A 22,602-nucleotide genomic window follows, 5' to 3' on the forward strand; every position below is an offset into this window, starting at 1 on the left:
GTGGTCATGAGGACGCGGCGGACACGCGACGGTACCAGCCGGAGCGCAGGGACACCACGACCGCCGAGAGCAGGAGGGCGATGAGCGAGCCGACGAGCACGCCCAGGATCGCCTGATCGCGGATGCCGTCGTCCGCCGCGAAGGCGAGGTTCGCGAGCAGCAGCGACACGGTGAAGCCGATGCCGCCCAGCGCGCCGGCCGCGAGCAGGTCGGCGAACGGGAGGGCGGGTGCGGCGCCGCGCGGACGGATGCGCATGGCGATCCAGCCGAAGAGGGAGATGCCCACGATCTTGCCGACGGGAAGCGCGATCACGATGCCCCAGAACGCCGGCGACAGCTCGGTCGGAGACACCGCCGGGATCACCACGAACGCCGCGACGAAGGCGAAGAGCGGCAGGATCGCACCGTTCACGGTCGGCTCGAGGGCGTGGCGCACGCGCCCCGCAGGAACCGGGGCCATCACGAGCCCCAGCAGCACGCCGGCGATCGTGGCGTGGATGCCGGACGCGGCGACGAGTCCCCAGGCCATGATGCCGACCACGGCCATCGCCAGCGCGATCGCCGGATGCCCCGTAGCGTGCAGCAGTCGGCTCAGCGCCCAGAAGGCGACCACCGCGACCACGGCGAGCACGAGCAGCAGCCATTGCACATCGTGCGCGAACAGCACCGCGATGAAGATGATGCCGATGATGTCGTCGAGGATCGCGAGGGCGAGGAGGAACACCCGCACGCCCGACGGCAGCCCTCGACCGAACATCGCGAGGACGCCGAGGGCGAAGGCGATGTCGGTCGCCGTCGGCACGGGCCAGCCCGATGCGGTGCTCGCGTCGCCGGCGATCAGGAGGTAGACGATGATCGGGACCAGCACGCCTCCTGTAGCGGCGATCGCGGGCTGGAGCGCCTTGCGCGGGGAGTCGAGCTCGCCGTGCGTGAGCTCGTGTCGCAGCTCGATCGCGACGACGAGGAAGAAGACGGCGAGCAGCCCGTCCGACACCCAGTGCGCGATGGAGAGATCGAGCGCGGTGCCGGGCACGGCGATGTGGATGTCCAGGACGGCGGCGATCCCGTCGTGCGTGGGCAGGTTGGCGAGCAGGATCCCGAGGCCCGCTGCGATCAGCAGGAGGACGGCGGGGAACTGCTGACCGCGGAGGGGGTTCGCCGAGATGCGCATTCCCACCATGCTACGTGCGGCCGCGTCCGCAGCGGCCGCACGAGACGCGGGGACCGATCGGACCGGCGCCGTTCATGAAGAGTTCGTTACGACGCGTCATGCGGGCGGAGCACCCTTCCGCTCCCGGCTACTCTCGAAGGGTGACCCCCGCACAGTCTTTTCCCGAGCCCACGAACACCGAAGCGATCCGCGTCATCGGCCGGTTCGAAGCAGGCCGCGGCATCCCGGACGCCATGCGATCCGACGTGAGGATGCTGGGCGCGCTGCTCGGCCAGGTGCTGCGCGAAGCCGGAGGTGACGACCTGTTCGAGGATGTCGAGCGCCTCCGTCTCGCCACCATCCAGGCGTACGACGAGGAGACCCCCGACGCCTTCGACAGGGCGGCGGCAATCGCCGAGTCCTTCACGGTGCAGCGCGCCGACGAGGTGGCCCGCGCCTTCACCTGCTACTTCCACCTGGTCAACCTCGCCGAGGAGCACCAGCGCGTGCGCGTGCTGCGCGAGCGCGCGGGTCAGCCTGGCCGAGAGGATGCCGCCGACACCGTCGCCACCGCCTACGCGCGACTGAAGGGCGAGGTCGGCGAGGACGAGGCGCGCCGTCGGCTGCAGGGTCTACGCTTCCACCCCGTCTTCACCGCCCACCCCACGGAGGCCCGTCGCCGCGCGGTGTCGTCGAGCATCCGACGCCTGTCGGAGCTGCTGACCCAGCACGACGCGGCGAGCGCGGGCGGGGCCGAGGAGCACCGTGCGCGACGCCGGATGCTGGAGGAGATCGACACCCTGTGGCGCACCGCTCCGCTGCGCGCGCAGAAGCCGTCGCCCACCGACGAGGTGCGCACGGTCATGGGCGTCTTCGACGAGACGCTGTTCACGACGGTGCCCCACGTGTACCGCACCATCGACGACGCGCTGCGCGGCGAGGAGTCGGGCGCGAGCGCCCCCGTCGTGCCGGCCTTCGTGCGCATCGGCTCCTGGGTCGGCGGCGACCGCGACGGCAACCCCTTCGTCACGGCATCCGTGACGCGCGAGGCTTCGCAGATCGCCTCGGATCACGTGCTGCGCGGACTCGAGCGCGCCCTGGAGCGCATCGGCCGCACGCTCACCCTCGACGCGGAGGACACGCCACCGAGCTCCGAGGTCATCACGCTGTGGGAGGCGTACGCCGCGAGGGAGCCGCGGGAGGCAGCCGAGCTGGCGACCCGCTCCCCTGGCGAGCCGCACCGTCGGGTGATCCTCGTGCTCGCCCGGCGGGTCGCGGCGACCCGCCGCGGCGACGAGCTCCGCTACTCCGGCCCGGACGAGCTACTCGCCGACCTCCGCGCCGTGCAGGGATCGCTGGCGGAGGCCGGCGCCCGTCGGCACGCCTTCGGCGGCGTCCAGCATCTGATCTGGCAGGTGGAGACCTACGGGTTCCACCTCACCGAGCTGGAGGTGCGCCAGCACTCACAGGTGCACGCGAAGGCTCTTGCAGAGATCGAGAGCGGCGAGCCCGTCAGCGCGCAGACCGAAGAGGTGCTGGAGGTCTTCCGCGCCATCGCCGAGATCCAGCGCGATCGCGGGCTCCGCGCCGCCGGACGCTACGTCGTCTCCTTCACGCAGGCGGCCTCCGACCTGGCGGCCGTGCACCGTCTCGCCCGGCACGCGCTCGGCGATGATGCCCCCGTGCTCGACGTCGTCCCGCTGTTCGAGACGTTCGCCGACCTGCAGGCCGCCCCCGGCATCCTCGCCGAGGCCGTCGAGTTCCCCGAGTTCCGTGCGCGCATGGCCGCGACCGGCAACCGGCTGGAGGTCATGCTCGGCTACTCCGACTCCTCGAAGGACGTCGGCCCCGTGGCCGCCAACCTCGCGCTCTACGAGGCGCAGGAGAAGATCTCCCAGTGGGCGCGGGATGCCGACATCGAGCTGACCCTCTTCCACGGACGCGGCGGCGCGCTCGGACGCGGCGGGGGGCCGGCGAACTCGGCGATCCTCGCGCAGCCGCCGCACTCCGTCGACGGCCGGTTCAAGCTCACCGAGCAGGGCGAGGTCATCTTCGCCCGCTACGGCGAACCGGCGATCGCGATGCGCCACATCGACCAGGTGGCCGCCGCGACGCTGCTCGCCTCCTCGCCCACGGTCGAGGAGCGCACGAGCAGCGCGGCCGCACGCTACGCGGACATCGCCCGCACCATGGACGTGTCCTCGCGGGAGCGCTTCTTCTCGCTGGTCAAGGCGGAGGGCTTCGCGCCCTGGTTCGCCACGGTCACCCCGATGGAGGAGATCGGACTGCTCGCCCTCGGGTCCCGCCCGGCCCGTCGCGGGCTCTCGGTCGAATCCCTCGAGGACCTCCGTGCGATCCCGTGGGTGTTCGCGTGGACCCAGGCGCGCATCAACCTCGCCGGCTGGTTCGGCCTCGGCACCGCGCTCGACGCCGTCGGAGACGAGGCGCTGCTGGTCGAGGCCTACCGCGAATGGCCGCTGCTGCGCACCATGATCGACAACGTGGCGATGAGCCTTGCGAAGACCGACGAGCGCATCGCCCGCCAGTACCTCGCCCTCGGCGATCGCGACGACCTCGCGGCTCTCGTGCTCGACGAGCTCGCTCTCACCCGGCAGTGGGTCATCCGCCTCACCGGCGGTGAGGGCCTCCTCGTGAACAAGCCCGTGCTGCAGCGCGCCGTGCAGCTGCGCAGCCCCTACGTCGACGCTCTCTCGCTGCTGCAGCTGCGCGCCCTCCGCGCTCTGCGCTCCGCACAGGACGCGACGGGTTCGGGTATCGACGAGGAGCAGCGCCGGCTGCTCCTGCTGTCGGTCAGCGGCGTCGCCGCCGGCCTGCAGAACACCGGGTGAGCGGCGCACGCACGTCGCAGAGGACGGCCCGCTCCGCGCGGCCGGTAGAGTGAAAACTCCGCCTGATCCGGCGAAGCACTCACGCGACACGATCGCCCGCGCTCAAATCCCCCTTTCAGAAAGCATTCGCGTGACCGCAACGACGACCCCTGACTTCCATCCGCTCGCCGACTCCGTGCAGCCCGTCTTCGACACGGTGCTCGCCCGCAGCCCGCACGAGCCGGAGTTCCACCAGGCCGTGCACGAGGTGCTGCACTCGATCGCTCCCGTGCTCGAGCAGCACCCGGAGTACATCGACGGCGGCATCCTGGAGCGACTGGTCGAGCCGGAGCGCCAGATCATGTTCCGCGTTCCGTGGGTCGACGACGCCGGACGTCTGCAGGTCAACCGCGGTTACCGCATCCAGTTCTCCTCGGTGCTCGGCCCCTACAAGGGCGGCCTGCGCTTCCACCCGTCGGTGAACCTCTCGATCATCAAGTTCCTCGGCTTCGAGCAGATCTTCAAGAACGCGCTCACCGGTCAGGGCATCGGCGGCGGCAAGGGCGGATCGGACTTCGACCCGCACGGCCGGTCCGATGCCGAGGTCATGCGCTTCTGCCAGTCGTTCATGAACGAGCTGTACCGCCACCTCGGCGAGCACACCGACGTCCCCGCGGGCGACATCGGCGTCGGCGGCCGCGAGATCGGTTACCTCTTCGGCCAGTACCGCAAGGTCACCAACCGGCACGAGTCGGGCATGTTCACCGGCAAGGGCACCGGCTGGGGCGGCGCCGAGGTGCGCACGGAGGCCACCGGCTACGGCGCGGTGTTCTTCGCTCAGGAGATGCTCGCCGTGCACGGCGAGACGCTCGCCGGAAAGCGCGTCGGCATCTCGGGCTCGGGCAACGTCGCGATCTACGCGATCCAGAAGGCGACCCAGCTCGGCGCGACCGCCGTCACGGCATCCGACTCCTCCGGCTACGTCGTCGACGACGCCGGCATCGACCTCGACCTGCTCCGTCAGCTCAAGGAGGTCGAACGCGCCCGCATCGTGGAGTACGCGAACCGCCGTCCGAGCGCCCGCTTCGTCGAGGGCGGCAGCGTCTGGGAGGTGCCGGTCGACATCGCGGTGCCGTCCGCCACGCAGAACGAGGTGAGCCTGGCCGATGCCGAGGCGCTCATCGCCAACGGCGTGCGCGCCGTCTCCGAGGGCGCGAACATGCCCTGCGTCCCCGACGCGGTCGACGCCTTCCAGAGGGCGGGCGTGCTCTTCGCCCCAGGAAAGGCCGCGAACGCCGGCGGCGTCGCGACCTCGGCGCTGGAGATGAGCCAGAACGCGTCGCGTCAGCGCTGGAGCTTCGGCGACAGCGAGAACAAGCTCCGCGAGATCATGGCCGACATCCACTCCGCGGCCTTCGACGCCGCCGAGCGCCACGGCCGTCCTGGTGACTACGTCGCCGGGGCCAACATCGCCGGCTTCGAGCGCGTCGCCGCCGCGATGCTCGCCCAGGGCGTCATCTGACCCCTTACGGCATGAAGAAGGCCGCCTCCCGCGTGAGCGAGGGGCGGCCTTCTTCATGACCGGATGCCGTCAGCTCTCGTCGACCGGCACCTTGACGACCTTGTTGTAGCCCGTCACGGCCTGGTTCTCGTCGAACGCGACGACCTTCTTGCGGAAGCCCCTCGTGATGACGGCGAGGTAGATCACGCCGAGGACCGTCCAGACGAGCCCGCCGCGCAGCGCATCCTCGTGCAGGTTCGCCCACAGGAGGCCGGTGAGCACCATGCCGATCGCGGGCATCACGATGTAGTTGAAGATGTCGCCCGGCGTCTTCCGGCGGCCCTTGCGGATCGCGAACCAGGCGATCACCGAGATGTTCACGAAGGTGAACGCGATCAGCGCACCGAAGTTGATCCACGCGGCGATCAGCTCGAGGGTGAAGGGGATGGCCAGCAGGCAGATCGCGCCGACGAGCACGATGTTGAAGGTCGGCGTGTGCGTGCGCGGGTTGATGTATCCGAAGAAGCGCTGCGGGAGGACGTTGTTGCGTCCCATCACGAGCAGCATGCGGGAGACCGACGCGTGCGATGCGAGACCCGAGGCGAGCGTGGCCGCGAAGCCCGCCGCCGTCAGGACCGCCATCAGGACGTCGCCGCCGACGAGCTTGCCGATGATCGGCAGCGTCGAGTCCTCGACGTACTGCATGTCGCCACCGGGGGCGAACTCGTTCCAGTCGGGGAAGCGCAGCTGCGTGACGTACGAGGCGACGAGGAAGATCGCACCGCCGAGCAGCACGGTGAGCAGGATCGCCTTCGGCATGATCTTGGGATCCTTCGCCTCCTCCGCGTACATCGTCACCGCGTCGAAGCCGATGAACGAGAAGCACACGATCGTGGCGCCCATGAGGACCGCACCCATCGTGACGCCGTCGTGGATGAACGGTGCGGCCGAGGCGAGGGTGGCAGCGCCCTCACCGCGCATCAGCTGTGCGACGACCATCACGACGAACACCGCCATGACGATGATCGAGAACACCAGCAGGATCATGTTCGCGTTCGAGGTGCCGCGCATCGTCATGTAGATGACCGAGGTGACCAGGATGCAGTAGAGCACGACCCAGATCCAGCCCGGGATGTCGGGGAAGAGCGCCTCGAGGTAGCTGCGGAGGATGAGGCAGTTCACCATCGGCAGCAGGACGTAGTCGATCAGCGAGGTCCAGCCGACCATGAAGCCGAGGTTCGGGTGGATCGATTCGCGCACGTAGGTGTACGCCGATCCGGCGCTCGGGATCGCGCTGGAGATCTTGCCGTAGCTGATCGCCGTGAAGACCATCACCACCAGGGCGACGAGGTACGCCGCGGGCACCACGTCGTTCGTGTCGCGGGCGACCATACCGAACGTGTCGAAGACGACGGTGGGCGTCATGTAGCCGAGTCCGAGTCCGACGATCGCCCACAGGCCGAGGTTCCGCTTCAGGGTGCCACCGCCCTGGGCGAGCGGCTTGGTCTTTGTCGCCATATGTTCACTCCTTAGGGAACAACGCAAGGGGTCGGAGTCCGGGTCGTCCGACGTTGAGGATCAGTATGTACCCATCCATTCCTCAGCGCGACCCCCAGAACTGATTCGAAACACGCAGTTAACATGACAGAACGGCACGGGATTCGAAGGGGCGCGTCGACGACTACCAGCCTTCGCGCAGCACCCTGTCCAGCATCCGGACCACATGGTCGGCGCTCGCGGCCGTCAGACACAGCGGCGGCTTGATCTTGAGGACGTTCGAGCGCTCCGAGGTCGTGAGCACGATCACGCCCAGCTCGCGGAGCCTCTCGCAGATCGCGGCGGCCTCCGCGGCGGCCGGCTCCATCGTCTCCCGGTCTCGGACCAGCTCGACCCCGAGATAGAGCCCCTCCCCGTGCACCGGTCCGACGAGCGGATGCCGGTCGCCGAGGTCTCTGAGCGCCGAGGCGAGCCGCTCTCCGATCTCCAGGGCGTTGCGCTGCAGATCGTCCTCGACCATCGCGTCGAGCACGGCGATGCCGACCCGACAGCTCAGCGTGCTGCCGCCGGCGGAGGAGAAGAACTGCCCCTGCGCGGCCAGGGCGTCGGCGATCGCGGCGGAGGTGATCACCCCGCCGATCGGGAACCCGTTGCCCATGGGCTTGGCGATCGTGACGATGTCGGGGAGCACGCCGGAGCGTTCGAACCCCCAGAAATGGCGGCCCGTGCGGCCGAATCCGACCTGCACCTCATCGGCGATGCACAGACCACCGGCGTCGCGGACGAGCTCGTAGGCGCCGGCCAGATACCCGTCCGGCAGGAGCACCCCTCCCGCATTGCCGAGGATCGACTCGCACAGGAACCCCGCGACGTCCCTCCCCTCGGCGGCGAGCATCTCGATGTCGGCGGCGAGATCCGCGAGATAGCGTTCGGCCGTGCCGTCGCCACGGTAGGTGCCGCGGAAGACGTTCGGCACGTCGGCGACGTGCACCCACTCCGGGCGGGTGCCGACGGCATCCGGGTTGTCGTATGCGCTCGTCGTCACGGCATCGCTGGCCATGGTCCAGCCGTGATACGCCTCGCGCAGCGCCACGATCGACCGCCGCCCCGTCGCGGCCTGAGCCAGGCGCAGCGCGAGGTCGACCGCCTCCGACCCGCTGTTCACCAGCAGGACCGTGTCGAGCCCGCTCCCCTGCGGCATGAGCGCGAGCAGTCTCTCGCTGTACTCGGCGAGCTCGCGGAACAGGAAGCGCGAGTTCGTGCCGAGCGTGCGCAGCTGCCTGTTCGCCGCCTCGGCGACGCGCGGATGACCATGGCCGAGGCCCGCCACGTTGTTCACCATGTCGATGTAGGCGCGGCCCGTGGTGTCGACCAGGTGGTGCCGCCATCCGCGTTCGATCTGCGGAGGATGCTCGTAATAGCGCTCCTGCGCGCTGGCGAACAGTCGTTCCCTGCGGCGCAGCTCGGCGGCGGACTCGTCGTGCTGCACGAGAGACGCGAGCCCGAGCAGCGGGGCGGGGTCGGCGGTGAGACGGCTCCACGCCGCGACGCGGTCGGGAGCGACGAGCGCGGCTCCCGCCGAGGCCTCGGCTGGAGGCTCCGGCACATCCTCGCGCCGCGCGCCGATCACGATCGTTCGCGCGCTAGCGGAGGCCGCGAGCGCGCCGATGCGCTCCCCCGCCCGCACCTCGCGAGGCACGAGCCCGTCGATCCGCGCGCCTCGGATGCCGAGCACCCATCCGTCTTCGAGCACGATCCGCGCTCCGCCCTCGTGCGCATGGAGCCGGCCGCCGAGCGGCGCGGCGAGGGCGAGCTCTGCACCGGCCGCGACGTGGACCTCGGTCTCGATCGGCCAGGTCGCGGCGGCATCAGCCGTGTCGATCTCGGTGCGGGTCAGGCGGAACACTCCGTACGGGAGCACCGCGGCCGACGCCCCCGATGCGAACGCCGCGGCGGCGAGAGCGGCCTCGGCATCCGGATCGAGCCAGAGTCCGGACTCCAGCTCCGCCGACTCCACTCCGGGGTCGAGCACGGCGACAGGGCCGGACAGCTCGGGGAGCAGCGACGCGAGCGGAGCAGCATCCGTCGCCGCCTCGAACCGCGGCGCATCGAACCCCAGACGCGCCCGCACGTGCTCGACGACCTCCGGCAGCGGGATGAGGGTCGCGGCGTCGAAGATCGCCTGTTCACCTGCGATGCGCTCCCTCGCGTAGTCGTTGTCTCCGTCGATCTCGAGCTGACGCCACCCGCTGGCGACGAGCAGGCACGCACGGAGCACGACGAGCGGCCACACGGCGCGCGCCTCAGCGTCCGTGAGCGGAGCCTGGTCATGGAACGCCGCGATCGTCTCGAGCACCCGCAGCGGACGGTCCGGCTCGTGATGCAGCATCGACGACGCGCACACGGCGAGCTCCGCGACCCTCCAGCCGAGAGCGAGGTCGCCGAGATCGAGGACGGTGCCCGGGTGCAGGCGCGAATCCGCGCCGCGGATCCCCGTGACGTTGTCGTCGGTGAGGTCGCCGTGGATCGGCTGCACCGCGAGCGCGGGCCCGATCTCGGCGACGACGGCCTGCGCCTCGTCGGCGGCCGCACGGACCCGAGCGCGGAGCTCCGGGTCGGTGATCGACGACTCCAGCGCGACGGTCTCCACATAGGCGACGCGCATGTCCCACATGTGCGCCCTGTCGAGGCCGGGATGCCGGAGAGCGGAGAGGGCCGTCACGGAGGCCGCGGCCAACGCCCCGAATTCGGCCAGCACGACCGGAGCGAAATACCCCGCATCGACCATCGGCTCGCCCGCGGCGAACTCGCTGCGGCGCACCGCGAAGCCCCGCCAGCGCTGCGTGAGCTCGCCGTCGAGCCCTGGCAGCACGGCGGGCACCGAGACGCCGACGCGACGGTAGGCGTCCAGCGCCGCGTGCTGCGCGTCCCGCGCCTCGTCGCCGAAGACCGGGTTGTCGACGCGGAGCACGCTGCGCGCCCCTCCGGCCTCGGTCAGCACGAAGTTGCGGTCCTGATTGCTGCCGAGCTCGCTCGCCGTGGCGTCGATGCCGTAGCACTCGCGCGCGATCGTGGCGGCATCCTGCTCTGTGACGGCGGGCCTGACCAGGCCTCCGCCCTGTTCCGCGCTCATGCGTCGCGGACCTCGGTGTCGTCAGCGTGCCGTGCGAGGGAGCTGCCGTAGCGCTCCGTGAGCTGCACCATGAGATCGGGGGTGTCGCGGTCGACCCCGAAGACGTGGCCAGGGAAGTCCAGCTCGGGCTGGGCGGCGGCGATCTCCGCCTCGCGGTCGGGCGAGAGCAGCTGGACCGGATCGCCCACCGCGACCCAGCCGATCGGGACGACGGCGCCCGCGGGGAGGACCGCCCTGCGGTGCACGATCGCGTTGACTCGCACCTCGCAGCGGTCGCCGATCAGCGCGCCGTTGAAGATGCGGGCCCCCGAGGCGAGGAAGACCTCCTCGCCGACCGTGGCGCCGGCGATGCTCGCGAGCGTGCCGACGAGGGTGTGCGCCCCGATGTGCACCGCGTTCGCGGCGGTCGCCCTGATGAGCGCGTTCTCCATCACGATCACGTGCTCGCCGAGCGTGATCGGGCCGCCCTCCGCGGTGATCACGGCTCCGTGCAGCACTTGGCAGTTCGGGCCGATCTCGACGTCTCCGGAGATCACGGCTGTGGGAGCGACGACGGCGGTGTCATGGATCCGGGGCCGAGCCCCGAGGTGCTCGTACAACATGCCGCCAGACTAGTGCGACGGACGGACGGACGTGCACGATTCCCCCGCAACCGGGGTGCGGCAGGTGGGTTTCACCTCGCTCCCCCGAGCACGGCTTCGGAGCGGCAGATCGACACCCCGTCGGCATCCCGTTCGCCCTCGGCGTGTCGCGCCCCTGCTCCGAAGTTGTGCTCCGCTGGTCCCGGGCGGGGGTGACGGTGGGAGAGGGGTTCGCGGTGGAGGTCGACAGCCACGGGCAGACGGGAGCCTTCCGGGTCAGCGTCGCACCGACAGGCTGACGACTACTCCCGCGACGACCCCACGCGAGGCCGCATCATCGCCGCGACGACGGCGGCGACGACCGCGGGCAGGAAGGCGAACCCCACGGTGGGTGCGCCGAGGAAGGCGACGCCGAGGAGCAGCCCCGCCGAGACGAGACTCACGACCGGCCACCACCTCCCGCGGACCAGGGCGGGGGCCAGCGCGATGACGACCGGGATCGCCACGACGAGCAGCATGATCGGACCGTTGTACTGCCAGATGCTCAGGGTGCTGGCGCTCTCGTTCCCCGCGGAGTCCGTGCGCACCACGGTGTAGCTGGGCAGGAAGAGCACGAGCGCCCCGGCGACGGCCGCCAGCACCGTCGACAGCACCTGCAGCGCGCGCTTGACGCTCAGCCGCCCCATGTCAGTCCCGCTGACCGGCCGCGACCGGCTCGGGGAAGAGCGCGGTGAACAGCTGCGCCACCCACTCCAGCAGGGCCTTGTCGGCGAGCGGCTCCAGCCCGACGCCGACGGCGGCGGGCACGGTCGGCATGGGCACGACCAGCGCCTCTCCCCCGCCGACGAGCTTCGCCTTCGGGTAGAGCCGCTGCATCCGCACCTTGATCGAGTCCTCGAAGCGCGCCGGGGCGATCCGCAGGTTCGACCCCATCGTGACGACATCCGTCAGCCCGGTCCTCGCGGCACGACGGCGCAGGCGGGCGATGGCGATCAGCCCCTCGACCTCCTCGGGCAGAGTTCCGTAGCGGTCGGTGAGCTCGGCGATGACGAGGTCGATCGCCTCGTCCTTCGCCGTCGCGGCCGAGGCCGCCGAGAGCTTCTGATACGCCTCCAGGCGCAGTCGCTCGCTGTCGATGTAGAACTCGGGGATCCGCGCGTCGAGCGGGAGCTCGAGCCGCAGCTCCTGCCCGCTCTCGACCTCCTCGCCGCGGAACGTGGACACGGCCTCGCCGATCATGCGCAGGTACAGATCGAAGCCGACGCCCGCGATGTGCCCGGCCTGCTCCGCGCCGAGCATGTTGCCCGCGCCGCGCAGCTCGAGGTCCTTGAGGGCGACCTGCATGCCGGAGCCGAGGTCGTTGTTCACGGCGATGGTCTGCAGCCGGTCGGCCGCCGTCTCGGACAGCGGCTTCATGTCGTCGTAGAGGAAGTAGGCGTAGGCGCGCTCGCGGCCGCGGCCGACGCGTCCCCGGAGCTGGTGCAGCTGGCTCAGACCGTACTTGTCGGCACGGTCGATGATGATCGTGTTGGCGTTGGAGATGTCGAGACCGGTCTCGATGATCGTCGTCGAGACGAGCACGTCGAACTTGCGCTCCCAGAAGTCGTCGACGACCTGCTCCAGCTGGTGCTCCCCCATCTGCCCGTGCGCCACGGCGATGCGGGCCTCCGGCACGAGCTCGGCGAGCTCCGCCGCGACGCGCTGGATCGACTGCACCCGGTTGTGCACGAAGAACACCTGACCCTCGCGGAGGATCTCCCGGCGGATCGCGGCCGCCATCTGCTTGTCGCTGCGGGGCCCGACGAAGGAGAGGATCGGATGCCGGTCCTCCGGCGGCGTCGCGAGGGTCGACATCTCGCGGATGCCGGTGACGGCCATCTCGAGCGTGCGCGGGATCGGCGTGGCGCTCATCGCGAGGATGTCGACGTTCGTCTTCATCTTCTTCAGCGCGTCCTTGTGCTCGACGCCGAAGCGCTGCTCCTCGTCGATGATCATCAGGCCGAGGTCCTTGAACATCACCTGGTCGGTGAGGATGCGGTGCGTGCCGATGACCATGTCGACGGTGCCGTCGAGGAGGCCGTCGAGCGTGAGCCGGGCCTCTTTGTCGGTCTGGAACCGCGACAGCGGACGCACCTTGACCGGGAATCCGGCGAAGCGCTCGGTGAACGTCTCCAGGTGCTGCTTGACCAGCAGGGTCGTCGGCACGAGCATGGCGACCTGCTTGCCGTCCTGGATCGCCTTGAACGCCGCACGCACCGCGACCTCGGTCTTGCCGAAGCCGACGTCGCCCGACAGCAGCCGGTCCATCGGGATGGGCCGCTCCATGTCGGCCTTGATCTCGTCGATCGTCTGCAGCTGGTCAGGAGTCTCCGCGAACGGGAACGCCTCCTCCAGCTCACGCTGCCAGGGCGTGTCGGGGCCGAACGCGTGCCCCTTGGCCCCCATGCGCGCCGAGTACAGCTTGACGAGCTCGACCGCGATGTCGCGCACGGCCTTGCGCGCCTTGCCCTTCGCCGCAGCCCAGTCGCTGCCGCCCATCTTCGACAGCGTCGGGGCCTCGCCGCCGACGTACTTCGAGAGCGAGTCGAGCTGGTCGGTCGGGACGAAGAGCTTGTCGCCCGGGTAGCCGCGCTTGGACGGCGAGTACTCCAGCACGAGGTAGTCGCGCACCGACTTCGTGGCGTTGCGGCCTCCGGTGGAGACCTCCCGCTGCGTCATCTCCACGAAGCGGCCGATGCCGTGGGTCGAGTGCACGACGAAGTCGCCCGGCTTGAGCTGCAGCGGATCGACGACGTTCTTGCGCCGCGAGGCGAGCTTCTTGACGACGCGCTGGTCGCCGCCGATGGTGCGGCCGTAGAACTCGTTGTCCGTGAGGACGGCGAGTTTCGCCTCCGGCACCTGGAACCCGGCCTCCACCGACCCCGTGACAAGGGTCGCGACCCCTCCGTCCGGCAGGCCGGTGAGGGAGTCGACGACGCGGGCGGCGATGCCGCGGTCGGAGAGCACGTCGCGTGCGCGGTCGACGAGACCTGCGCCGGTCGCGATGACGACCACGCGCCATCCCTCCGAGACCCGGGCGTCGACGAAGGAGATCGCGCCGTCGACGTTGCCGTGGAAGGACGGGATCACCACGGCATCCGCGGTGTCGACGTCGGCGTCGCCGATCGAGAACGGGCTCAGCCGCCACAGGACGCCGCCGCGGTCGCGCACGACCTCGCGGAGCTCGGCGATGGTGAGGAAGTCGCCCGCGCCCAGGTCGATGGGGGCGGAGGCGCCGGAGGTCGCCGCGCTCCACGCGGCGTCGAGGAACTCGCGGTTGGTGTCGCCGAGCGTGATCGCGCGTGCGGTCGAGCGCTCCGGGTCGATGATCGCCGTGACGCTGCCCTCCGGCAGGTACTCGACAAGCGACTTGAGCGGACCCGCGACAGCCGGCAGCAGCGACTCCATGCCCTCGACAGGGATGCCCTCGGCCATCTTCTCGAGCATGCCCGCGATGGCGGGGAACGCATCCTTGAGCGCACGCGCGTTGTCGCGCACGTCCTGCGTGAGGAGGAGCTCTCGGCTCGGCTGCAGGTCGACGAGATCGACGTCTCCCGGCAGCGAGCGCTGGTCGGCGACGGAGAACGCGCGGATCTGGTCGATCTCGTCGCCGAAGAACTCGACGCGGTACGGATGCTCGGAGATCGGCGGGAACACGTCGAGGATGCCGCCGCGCACGGCGAACTCGCCTCGGCGCGACACCATGTCGACGCGCGAGTAGGCGCGCTCGACGAGCTGCTCCGCGACCGTGTCGAGCTCGTTGCCCCTGCTGCCGACCCTGAGCTCGAGAGGGGCGATCTCGCCGAGGTTGCCGGCGATCGGCTGGAGTGCCGCGCGCACGGAGGCGACGACGATCAGGGGGTGATCCCCCGTCCACTCGGCGATGCGGCGAAGGGCCTGGAGGCGCTGGCCCACCGTGTCGGGGCTGGGGCTCAGCCGCTCATGCGGCAGGGTCTCCCACGCGGGGAAGGTGAGCACCTCGGCGTCCGGCAGGTAGGCGCCGAGAGCGGCGGCCAGGCTCTCCGCACGACGCCCCGTGGGCACCACGGCGAGCGCCGCCGCCGTCTGGCCCGCCGCACGACGCTTCTCGAGCAGCCCGGCGAGCACCGGGGCATCGAGTCCATCGACGAGGCCGAGATCGGCGTCGGTCTGCGCCCAGCTGAGGGCGTCACGATACAGAGACGCCTCTTCCAAGGCGCGCAGAATCCCCGGAACAGTCACCGGACAAGCTTAGACCGGGGCCTCCGACATCGGGTCGGCCCCGCTGCGCCGCGGGGAGACATCGCGGGGCATGACGTGCCCGCCGCCTAGGCTGGGCGCATGTCCACGCCCCGAGAAGGTTCGCCGACACCTCATGCTCCAGGCCCCGGCGCATCGTCGCTCGGACGGATCTCCCTGCGGCTCGGCATCGCCACGCTGATCTGCGGCGTCCTCGCCGGCCTGCTCTGGCTTCCGCTCGACGGGACCTGGTACGGCGCGCTTCCGGCGATCGGGTTCCCGCTCGGAGCCGCCGCCATCGTCACCGGCATCATCGCGATCGCCTCGAATCGCGGGCGGCGACAGGGAGTGCTCGCCCTCGTGCTCGCCGTGGTCTCCGGGCCCGCGGCCTTCATCCTGCAGCTCGCTTCGTACATGATCGGATACGCGATCATCCGAGCCGGCTGACGCTCTCCCTGACCCCGACGGATCCGGGCGCGCCCCGGACGGATCGCGAGGTGAAGGCGAGCACCTCGGCATGCGCGGTCGGCTCGCCCGACGGCATCCCTCAGCCTGTTAGGGCCCCCGATCGCCGTTGGGCCCCTCGATCGTGCGCCGCCCGCAGCGGATCCGATGCCGTCCGCCCCGTTCCGTGCCACGCGGAGGCCGCGCGCATAGGATGCCGGGATGGAACCGGTCACCCTCACCGCCGATCGTCTCGTCCTGCGCACGCCCACGGAGGCGGATGCCGAGGCGATCGACCGCGCCTGCCAGGACCCGGAGATCCCGCGGTGGACGACCGTGCCGAGCCCGTACACGCGCGAGCACGCGGACGGGTTCATCCGGATGATCGCCGACGGCTGGGCGGAGGAGACGGGCGCCGTATGGGGCATCCGCGCGGACGACACGTTCCTCGGCGTCATCAGCCTCGACGGATTCACGCCGCAGGTCGGCGGCGCGCACGCCGAACTCGGCTATTGGATGACGCCGGAGGCCCGCGGTCGCGGATTCCTCGTCGAGGCGGGTCGCGCCGTGGTCGAGTGGGGCTTCGCCGAGCTCGGACTCGCCCGCATCCAGTGGCAGGCGGTCGTCGGCAACATCCCCTCCGCACGTGCGGCCAGGGCGCTCGGCTTCCGCTACGAGGGCCTGCGCCGCCAGGCCCTGACCAGCCCGCGCGGACGGGACGACGGCTGGACCGCCGGCCTCCTCCCCTCCGACGACCGCGTGCCCGTGCCCTGGCCGATCCTCTGACGATGCCGGCCGCGACGGGTCGCTGAATGCCGCATCACTGCCCCCGTATCCGGCAGATGCTGACCCCTCACGCTCCGGAGACCCGCTCGTACAGCGTGACGACGCACGCGCTGCCGAGGCCGAGGTTGTGCTGGAGCGCGAGAGTGACGTCGTCGACCTGACGGTCACCGGCCGCGCCCCGGAGCTGCCACACCAGCTCTGCGCACTGCGCGAGCCCGGTCGCCCCGAGCGGATGCCCCTTCGACAGCAGTCCGCCCGAGGGATTCGTCACGACCTGACCCCCGTAGGTGTTCTGCCCGTCCAGGATGAAGCGCTCGCTGGTGCCCTCGGGCGTGAGGCGCAGCGCCTCGTAGGCGAGCACCTCGTTCGTCGTGAAGCAGTCGTGCAGCTCCACGACCCGCAGGTCGCGCGGATCGACGCCGGCCTCCTCGTACACGGCATCCGCGGCCCGCTGCGCGATCGATGCACCGACGAGCGCCATCGCGTCTCCGCCGAACGTGTCGGCTCTGTCGCTCGTCATCGCCTGGGCTCTGATGCGCACCGAGGCGTCGAGTCCGTGCGCCCGCGCGAACTCCTCGGTGCACAGTACGGCGGCCGCCGCACCGCAGGTCGGCGGGCAGCACTGGAGTCGTGTGAGAGGCCCGTACACGTGCGGGGAGGCGAGCACCTCCTCCACCGTGATCGGATCGCGGAACACGGCGTAGGGGTTCGCGGCGGCGTGCCGACGGGACTTGACCGTGACGTGCGCGAAGACGGCGGGATCCATCGCGTACCTCTCCGCGTACGCCGCCCCGGCGTCGCCGAAGAACTGCGCGGCCGGTGGCGCATCGGAGGCGCCGCGATGCGCCACCCGCGACTCGGTGAACCGCCACAGCGAGTCCGGGCGGTCGTCGTACATGCTGCCGATCGCGCCACGGGCCATCTGCTCGAACCCCACGACGAGCACGCAGTCGGCGGTGCCCGAAAGGATCGCCTGGCGCCCCAGCCACAGCGCGCTCGATCCGCTCGCGCAGTAGTTGTTGACGTTGAACACGGGGACCCCCGTCGTCCCCACCCCGTAGACGGCCGTCTGCCCGGCCGCCGTGTCGGCGTAGACGTACCCCGCGTACACCGCGTCCACCGCGTCGAGGCCGATGCCGGCATCCGCCAGCGCCTCCCGGATCGCCCGCTCCCCCATCACGTCGTACGACGCGGTGCGCGAGGGCGTGACGAACGGGATCATCCCGACGCCGGCGACGACGACGCTCATGACGCGACCCGCAGTCCGCGGCGGAGCGCCGGCTTGTCGATCTTGCCGACCGGGTTCTTGGGGAGCTCGTCGAGGATCGAGATGCGAGCGGGGCACTTGAACGCCGCCAGGATGCTGCGCGCATGCGCGTCGAGCTCGTCCGGCGTGGACGCGGCGTCCGCGCTCAACGACACGAAGGCGACGGGGATCTCGCCCAGCACGGGATCCGGTGCGCCGACGACGGCGGCCTCCCGCACGTCCGGATGCGTGTAGAGCGCGTTCTCGATCTCCTTGGGATAGAGGTTCTCTCCCCCGCGGATGATCATGTCCTTGATGCGGTCGACGATCTGCAGGTAGCCGTCCTCATCGAACCGGCCGAGGTCGCCGGTGCGCAGCCATCCGTCCACCACGGTCCGCTCGGTCTCCTCCGGACGCCCCAGATACCCGGCCATGACGACGGGGCCGGCGATCACCACCTCGCCGACCTCGCCCGACGTGAGGGGCCGGCCGTCCTCTCCGATCACGGCGACGCGCTGGCCGGGAAGCGGGAGACCGACGGTTCCGGGCTTGCGGGTTCCGTGCAGCGGATTGATGGTCGAGGCGCAGGTCGTCTCGGAGAGACCGTAGCCCTCCACGATCGTGACGTCGAACCGCTTCTCGAAGCGCTCGATCGATTCGGCCGGCATCGGCGCCGCGCCGCACACGGCGAAGCGCAGCGACGAGGTGTCCGGCCGCACGTCGTCGGGCAGAGAGGAGAGCAGCGCGTAGATCGCCGGTACGGCGGAGAAGTAGGTGGGGCGCAGCCGCTCGACGTCGGCGAAGAACCTGTCGCGTGAGAAGCGCCCGGTGATGCTGACCTGACCCCCTGCGCGCAGCGGGGTCAGCGTGCCGAGCACGATGCCGTTCGCGTGGAACAGCGGGAGCACGAGGAGGCTGTGGTCAGCGGGTCCGAGCTCGAACCACTCCACGAACGACGCGGTCATCGCGTCGAGGTTGGCGTGGGTGAGCATGACGCCCTTCGGGCTCCCGGTCGTCCCGCTCGTGTAGATGAGGAGCGCGAGATCGTCGGTCGTCGTCAGAGGATGTCCGAGGATGCGGTCTCCCGCTGCGAGCTCGTCGAGGAGGACGGACGGTGCGCCGAGATCGCGCGTGCCGTCTTCCGCGACGACCAGCACCGCGCCGGCATCCGCGACCTGATACGCCGCCTCCGTCTGCCCGAGGACCGGATTGATCGGCGTGACCGCCGCTCCCAGCCGCCACGCGGCGAACAGCGCGACGATCAGCTCGACCCGGTTGGGCAGTGCCAGGGCGATGACGCTGCCGGCGCGAACGCCGCGCGCGTGCAGCGCTCCTGCCGCGGCCTCGACCCTGGCGAGGAGGTCGGCGTTGCTGAGCTCGACGGCGTCGTCGCGCAGGCTGGGCGCTGCCGGGGCCTCGGCGGCGCGAACGGCGGGCAGTGCGGCGAAGTGCATGGGTGCTCCAGAGGGATCGAGGTGCGTGCGGCGGGGCGCCGCGCCGGGGAGGCGCGGCGCCCCTGTGGGGGGGTCACACCCGGGTGACCACGGGTTCGGCGACGAGGCCGAAGGCGCGCAGCTGCCCCAGCAGCTCGTGGTGCCCGAACGCCTGGCACGCCGAGGCGAATCCGACCCGGCGGGGCGCCTCCTGGATCAGCGAGAACGCGGCGAAGGCCTGCAGCAGTCCGGTCTGCTTGTAGTTGCTGTTGCCGTGGATCACCACGTGCGACCGACCGAGCGGACCGGACGCGTGCACCGAGTCGACCGACCTGTTGTAACGCGGGTTCTCGCGAGGCGGCATGCTCGCCTGGAGGCCCGCGGCGATGTCGGCCAGCGCCTTCTCCTGCGCCTCCGGCTCGAGCGGCTTGATCTGCTCCTCGAACATCTGCACCGTCAGTCCGACGTTCTCCATCACGGCGCGGTTGAGCACGCCGCCGAAAGAGCGGACGCTGGACACCCGCGGGTCGTGCTGGAACCAGATCGGATGCGACATCCCGCCCCACGGCACCGCGACGGCCTGCTCGTGGTAGCCGGGCACCGTCACGTCGAACCTCGAGAGGTGGTCCCACGCGACGAGCTGGTTCTGCTCGAGGTAGTACCAGTCGGCCTTGAGGATCGTGAAGATGGTCTGCGTCGACGCGAACGTCGGCAGCCCCTTCCAGAACACGAGGATGTCGAGGGTGTCGTATCCCCCGGGCTCGAGGGCGATGTTGGCCGCGATCTCGCTCGTCGTGTACATGTGCGCGATGCCGGGAGACAGCAGCAGTCCCTTCGCGGCGAACTGCGCCCCCCACGTGTCGCGCGCGGCCATCACCCAGTCCTGTTCGCCGGTGGTGTCGGTGTAGTGCGCGCCGATCTGCAGGGCGGCCTCGACGACCTCCGGGCCGAACTTGATGAACGGTCCCACCGTGTTGCAGATCACCTTGGCGCCGTCGAATGCGTCCGCCAGCGCCGCGGCGTCGTTCTCGACGCCGACGATCTCGTAGTCGGCCGTCTCGATCCCCGGGATCTTCTCCACGACCTCGCGGACGCGTTCTGCGTCACGCCCCGCGGCCACGAAGGGCACGCCGAGTTCGCGCAGGTACTCGCAGATCAACCGGCCTGTGTATCCGCTGACGCCGTAGACGACGACGGGCTTGTCCGTGCTCATGGTGTTCTCCTCACATCCCCATCGCGCCGTCGATCGACAGCGTCGTCCCGTTGACGAAAGCCGAGTCCGAGGACAGCAGGAACGCGATCCCCGAGGCGATGTCGTCCTCCGTCGCGAGGCGCCCCGACGGCGTGAGACCGACCACGGCGGTCACGGCGTCCTGCGCCGAGGGGAACAGCCCCAGCCGTTCCATGTCCCCGGCCAGCTGCGCGCCCATCGCGTTGGGGACGAGCCCTGGGCAGACCGTGTTCACGCGCACGCCGTAGCCGAGACGGCCCGACTCCGCGGCGGCGACCTTGGTGAGCCGCTCGACGGCGGACTTGGATGCAGAGTACGCCGCGATGCCGGGGAAGGCGATGGTCGCCGCCACCGAGGCGATGTTCACGATCGCGCCGCCCGCGCCCGAGCCGTCGTCCTGACGCATGCTGCGGAAGGCGTGCTTGATGCCGAGCGCCGTGCCCAGGACGTTCACGTCGAGGATCCTGCGCATGTTCGCGGCGTCGAGGTCGACGAAGAGGTCGGAGATCTCGATGCCCGCGTTGTTCACGAGGGCGTCGAGTCCGCCGAGGGCGTCCAGCGCCTGCGCGGTGGCGGCGGTCCAGGAGGCGTCATCCGTCACGTCGAGGGCCACGAACGTCGCCTGACGTCCGTCTGCCGTGAGCGCCGCGGCGGCTGCCGTGCCGGCCGACTCGTCGACGTCGGCGAGGACGACGGCTGCTCCCCTCTCGGCGAGGACCTGCGCCGTGCGCAGCCCCAGCCCTCTCGCGCCGCCGGTGATCAGGGCACGCGTCCCCGTGAGATCAGTGGTCATGTCGATCCGTTCCTTTCGTCGTTGAAAGCGATGGGGACAGCAGATCAGAAATTTGGACACTTGACAAGGAAAATCTGGACATCTGCCCAAAAACGCCGATCGGCGCCCTCCGCAGGGCGTATGATCGCTTCACCGAGACCGGAGGAGGCGTGATGGGCGATGCGGCTGTGCGCGCGGAGCGGGCGGGTACCGACAAGTTCGCCGCGCGTCGACGCGAGCTGGCGGATGCCGCGCTGACGGCCATCGCCGAGCGCGGATTCGCCCGCACCGGCCTGCGCGATGTGGCCGCCCAGAGCGAGCTGTCGCACGGGCTGCTGCACTACTACTTCGAGGACAAAGATGATCTGATCGGCCAGGCGATCTGGCAGTACAAGTCGGAGTGCGCACGGCGCTACGACCCCATCGTCGAGTCGTCGAGGAGCGGAGCCGAGCTCGCCGAGCGGTTCGGCGCAGAGATGGCGTCCACGCTGCGCGACGAGGCCGACATGCACCGGCTCTGGTACGACCTGCGCAATCAGGCCCTGTTCGACGCGGGCTTCCGCGACACCATCATCGCGATCGACGGGCTGCTCAGCGACATGGTGTGGGCCGTCGTCCAGCGCTTCTCCGAACTCGAGGGACGCGCGCCCGTCGTCGACCCGTCGTCGGCCTACGCGCTGTTCGACGGGATCTTCCTCAACGCGCTCATCGCCTATCTGCGCGGAGACCTGGATGCCGTCGAGCACCTGCGCGCCGCCAGCATCCGCCTGCTGCTGAGCGCCGTCTGAGCGTCGCCCCTAGCCGGATGTCGGATGCCGGTGTCAGGATGAGTCCATGCCGGAGATGCCCGAGGTCCAGGGACTGACGACGTTCCTCGCCGAGCGCACCGTCGGGCGCACCATCACCCGCGCCACGGTGGCGGCGATCTCGGCGCTGAAGACCTACGATCCGCCCATCCACGCACTCCAGGGCGCGGAGATCACGGCGGCGTCCCGCCACGGCAAGTTCGTCGTGCTGACCTGCCGCGACGACCTGCACCTCGCATTCCACCTCGCCAAGGCCGGGTGGCTGCGCTGGTACGACGCCCTCCCGACCACGCTGATCAAGCCGGGCAAGTCGCCCATCGCGCTGCGCATCGCCCTCGACGACGGCAGCGGGTTCGATCTCACCGAGGCCGGCACCAAGAAGTCGCTCGCGGTCTACGTCGTGCGGGATCCGCAGGACGTCCCCGGCATCGCCCGGCTCGGCCCTGATCCGCTGGACCCGTCGTTCACCCGCGAGGTCTTCGCCGGCCTGCTCGCGGGGAAGCGGATGCAGATCAAAGGCCTCCTGCGCGATCAGGCCGTGATCGCCGGCATCGGCAACGCCTACTCCGACGAGATCCTGCACGCCGCGCGCATGTCTCCGTACGCGATCTCCGCGAAGCTCGACGACGACGAGATCGACCGGCTGTTCGCCGCGACGCACGCGACGCTGACGGATGCGGTGACCGCGGCCTCCGGCAAGCCTCCCGCCGATCTGAAGGATGCCAAGCGCCGCGGCATGCAGGTGCACGCCCGCCGCGGGGAGGCGTGCCCCGTGTGCGGCGACATCGTGCGGAGCGTGTTCTTCGCCGATCGCTCGATGGAGTACTGCCCGACGTGTCAGACGGGCGGCAAGCCGCTCGCCGATCGCCGCCTGTCGCGGCTGCTCAAGTAGCACCGCGTTCCCTTTCATGTCGCGGAATGAATCTCTGTCAGACGC

16 protein-coding genes are annotated in these 22,602 nt (G+C 70.4%); 6 read left to right on the top strand and 10 right to left on the bottom strand.

What is annotated here, in order from left to right:
* Nucleotides 1–4: 4 nt before the first annotated feature.
* On the bottom strand, nucleotides 5–1,171 hold the full coding sequence (locus tag ACFVRO_RS15170; RefSeq protein ID WP_386953740.1) for a Na+/H+ antiporter NhaA: 1,167 nt from the start codon (nucleotides 1,169–1,171) through the stop codon (nucleotides 5–7).
* 140 nt (nucleotides 1,172–1,311) lie between these two features.
* On the opposite strand from ACFVRO_RS15170, the gene ACFVRO_RS15175 reads away from it, so the two are divergent.
* Together ACFVRO_RS15175 and gdhA are read left to right on the top strand one after the other, a co-directional pair.
* Nucleotides 1,312–3,999, top strand: a complete 2,688-nt coding sequence (locus ACFVRO_RS15175; protein ID WP_386953743.1) for a phosphoenolpyruvate carboxylase — start codon at nucleotides 1,312–1,314, stop codon at nucleotides 3,997–3,999.
* Nucleotides 4,000–4,129: 130 nt separating this feature from the next.
* Entirely contained in the window at nucleotides 4,130–5,500 is a 1,371-nt protein-coding gene (gene gdhA, locus ACFVRO_RS15180) for an NADP-specific glutamate dehydrogenase (protein WP_386953746.1), read from the top strand.
* A gap of 69 nt (nucleotides 5,501–5,569) precedes the next feature.
* Here the strand turns inward: gdhA and ACFVRO_RS15185 are convergent, their stop codons facing one another.
* From ACFVRO_RS15185 to mfd, 5 genes are all read right to left on the bottom strand, one after another.
* Nucleotides 5,570–6,997, bottom strand: coding sequence for an APC family permease (locus ACFVRO_RS15185; RefSeq protein WP_386953748.1), 1,428 nt, complete (start codon nucleotides 6,995–6,997; stop codon nucleotides 5,570–5,572).
* A 163-nt stretch (nucleotides 6,998–7,160) separates the two neighbouring features.
* Complete coding sequence (locus ACFVRO_RS15190) at nucleotides 7,161–10,109, bottom strand: aminotransferase (RefSeq protein WP_386953751.1); 2,949 nt, start codon at nucleotides 10,107–10,109, stop codon at nucleotides 7,161–7,163.
* The gene (locus tag ACFVRO_RS15195) at nucleotides 10,106–10,711 is read right to left on the bottom strand and encodes a gamma carbonic anhydrase family protein (RefSeq protein WP_105676176.1); all 606 of its coding nucleotides are present in this window, start codon (nucleotides 10,709–10,711) and stop codon (nucleotides 10,106–10,108) included. The genes ACFVRO_RS15190 and ACFVRO_RS15195 overlap by 4 nt, the downstream gene beginning before the upstream one ends.
* A 281-nt stretch (nucleotides 10,712–10,992) precedes the next feature.
* A complete protein-coding gene (locus tag ACFVRO_RS15200) occupies nucleotides 10,993–11,376 on the bottom strand; it encodes a hypothetical protein (RefSeq protein ID WP_386953753.1) in 384 nt (127 codons plus the stop codon).
* A 1-nt stretch (nucleotide 11,377) separates the two neighbouring features.
* Complete coding sequence (mfd, locus tag ACFVRO_RS15205; RefSeq protein ID WP_386953756.1) at nucleotides 11,378–14,950, bottom strand: transcription-repair coupling factor; 3,573 nt, start codon at nucleotides 14,948–14,950, stop codon at nucleotides 11,378–11,380.
* 99 nt (nucleotides 14,951–15,049) lie between these two features.
* On the opposite strand from mfd, the gene ACFVRO_RS15210 reads away from it, so the two are divergent.
* Both ACFVRO_RS15210 and ACFVRO_RS15215 read left to right on the top strand, forming a co-directional pair.
* Nucleotides 15,050–15,394 (top strand): hypothetical protein, encoded by a 345-nt coding sequence (locus tag ACFVRO_RS15210; RefSeq protein WP_386953759.1) that lies wholly within the window; start codon nucleotides 15,050–15,052, stop codon nucleotides 15,392–15,394.
* 219 nt (nucleotides 15,395–15,613) lie between these two features.
* Complete coding sequence (locus tag ACFVRO_RS15215) at nucleotides 15,614–16,177, top strand: GNAT family N-acetyltransferase (RefSeq protein WP_386953761.1); 564 nt, start codon at nucleotides 15,614–15,616, stop codon at nucleotides 16,175–16,177.
* 67 nt (nucleotides 16,178–16,244) lie between these two features.
* On the opposite strand, the gene ACFVRO_RS15220 is transcribed toward ACFVRO_RS15215, so the two are convergent.
* The 4 genes from ACFVRO_RS15220 to ACFVRO_RS15235 all read right to left on the bottom strand — a co-directional run bounded on the left by ACFVRO_RS15220 (nucleotide 16,245) and on the right by ACFVRO_RS15235 (nucleotide 20,880).
* Nucleotides 16,245–17,426 carry a lipid-transfer protein gene (locus ACFVRO_RS15220; RefSeq protein ID WP_386953762.1) on the bottom strand — a complete coding sequence of 394 codons (1,182 nt, stop codon included), beginning with the start codon at nucleotides 17,424–17,426 and terminating at the stop codon, nucleotides 16,245–16,247.
* Entirely contained in the window at nucleotides 17,423–18,877 is a 1,455-nt protein-coding gene (locus ACFVRO_RS15225; RefSeq protein ID WP_386953765.1) for a class I adenylate-forming enzyme family protein, read from the bottom strand. The genes ACFVRO_RS15220 and ACFVRO_RS15225 overlap by 4 nt, the downstream gene beginning before the upstream one ends.
* A 73-nt stretch (nucleotides 18,878–18,950) precedes the next feature.
* The gene (locus ACFVRO_RS15230; protein ID WP_386953768.1) at nucleotides 18,951–20,069 is read right to left on the bottom strand and encodes a DUF5938 domain-containing protein; all 1,119 of its coding nucleotides are present in this window, start codon (nucleotides 20,067–20,069) and stop codon (nucleotides 18,951–18,953) included.
* Between the two features lie 10 nt (nucleotides 20,070–20,079).
* Nucleotides 20,080–20,880 (bottom strand): SDR family NAD(P)-dependent oxidoreductase, encoded by an 801-nt coding sequence (locus tag ACFVRO_RS15235; RefSeq protein WP_386953771.1) that lies wholly within the window; start codon nucleotides 20,878–20,880, stop codon nucleotides 20,080–20,082.
* 152 nt (nucleotides 20,881–21,032) lie between these two features.
* Here ACFVRO_RS15235 and ACFVRO_RS15240 point away from each other — a divergent pair, with 152 nt between their 5' ends.
* Both ACFVRO_RS15240 and ACFVRO_RS15245 read left to right on the top strand, forming a co-directional pair.
* Complete coding sequence (locus tag ACFVRO_RS15240) at nucleotides 21,033–21,647, top strand: TetR/AcrR family transcriptional regulator (RefSeq protein WP_223586795.1); 615 nt, start codon at nucleotides 21,033–21,035, stop codon at nucleotides 21,645–21,647.
* Between the two features lie 46 nt (nucleotides 21,648–21,693).
* Nucleotides 21,694–22,557 (top strand): Fpg/Nei family DNA glycosylase, encoded by an 864-nt coding sequence (locus ACFVRO_RS15245; protein ID WP_386953773.1) that lies wholly within the window; start codon nucleotides 21,694–21,696, stop codon nucleotides 22,555–22,557.
* Nucleotides 22,558–22,602 lie beyond the last annotated feature (45 nt).

It is taken from the genome of Microbacterium sp. NPDC057944, assembly GCF_042887445.1.
GTDB classification, from domain to species: domain Bacteria; phylum Actinomycetota; class Actinomycetes; order Actinomycetales; family Microbacteriaceae; genus Microbacterium; species Microbacterium natoriense.

Coding starts and splice junctions, on each gene's coding strand:
- ACFVRO_RS15170 (WP_386953740.1), bottom strand. CDS start 1,171: ATGCGCATCTCGGCGAACCCCCTCCGCGGTCAGCAGTTCCCCGCCGTC.
- ACFVRO_RS15185 (WP_386953748.1), bottom strand. CDS start 6,997: ATGGCGACAAAGACCAAGCCGCTCGCCCAGGGCGGTGGCACCCTGAAG.
- ACFVRO_RS15190 (WP_386953751.1), bottom strand. CDS start 10,109: ATGAGCGCGGAACAGGGCGGAGGCCTGGTCAGGCCCGCCGTCACAGAG.
- ACFVRO_RS15195 (WP_105676176.1), bottom strand. CDS start 10,711: ATGTTGTACGAGCACCTCGGGGCTCGGCCCCGGATCCATGACACCGCC.
- ACFVRO_RS15200 (WP_386953753.1), bottom strand. CDS start 11,376: ATGGGGCGGCTGAGCGTCAAGCGCGCGCTGCAGGTGCTGTCGACGGTG.
- ACFVRO_RS15210 (WP_386953759.1), top strand. CDS start 15,050: ATGTCCACGCCCCGAGAAGGTTCGCCGACACCTCATGCTCCAGGCCCC.
- ACFVRO_RS15215 (WP_386953761.1), top strand. CDS start 15,614: ATGGAACCGGTCACCCTCACCGCCGATCGTCTCGTCCTGCGCACGCCC.
- ACFVRO_RS15220 (WP_386953762.1), bottom strand. CDS start 17,426: ATGAGCGTCGTCGTCGCCGGCGTCGGGATGATCCCGTTCGTCACGCCC.
- ACFVRO_RS15225 (WP_386953765.1), bottom strand. CDS start 18,877: ATGCACTTCGCCGCACTGCCCGCCGTTCGCGCCGCCGAGGCCCCGGCA.
- ACFVRO_RS15230 (WP_386953768.1), bottom strand. CDS start 20,069: ATGAGCACGGACAAGCCCGTCGTCGTCTACGGCGTCAGCGGATACACA.
- ACFVRO_RS15235 (WP_386953771.1), bottom strand. CDS start 20,880: ATGACCACTGATCTCACGGGGACGCGTGCCCTGATCACCGGCGGCGCG.
- ACFVRO_RS15240 (WP_223586795.1), top strand. CDS start 21,033: ATGGGCGATGCGGCTGTGCGCGCGGAGCGGGCGGGTACCGACAAGTTC.
- ACFVRO_RS15245 (WP_386953773.1), top strand. CDS start 21,694: ATGCCGGAGATGCCCGAGGTCCAGGGACTGACGACGTTCCTCGCCGAG.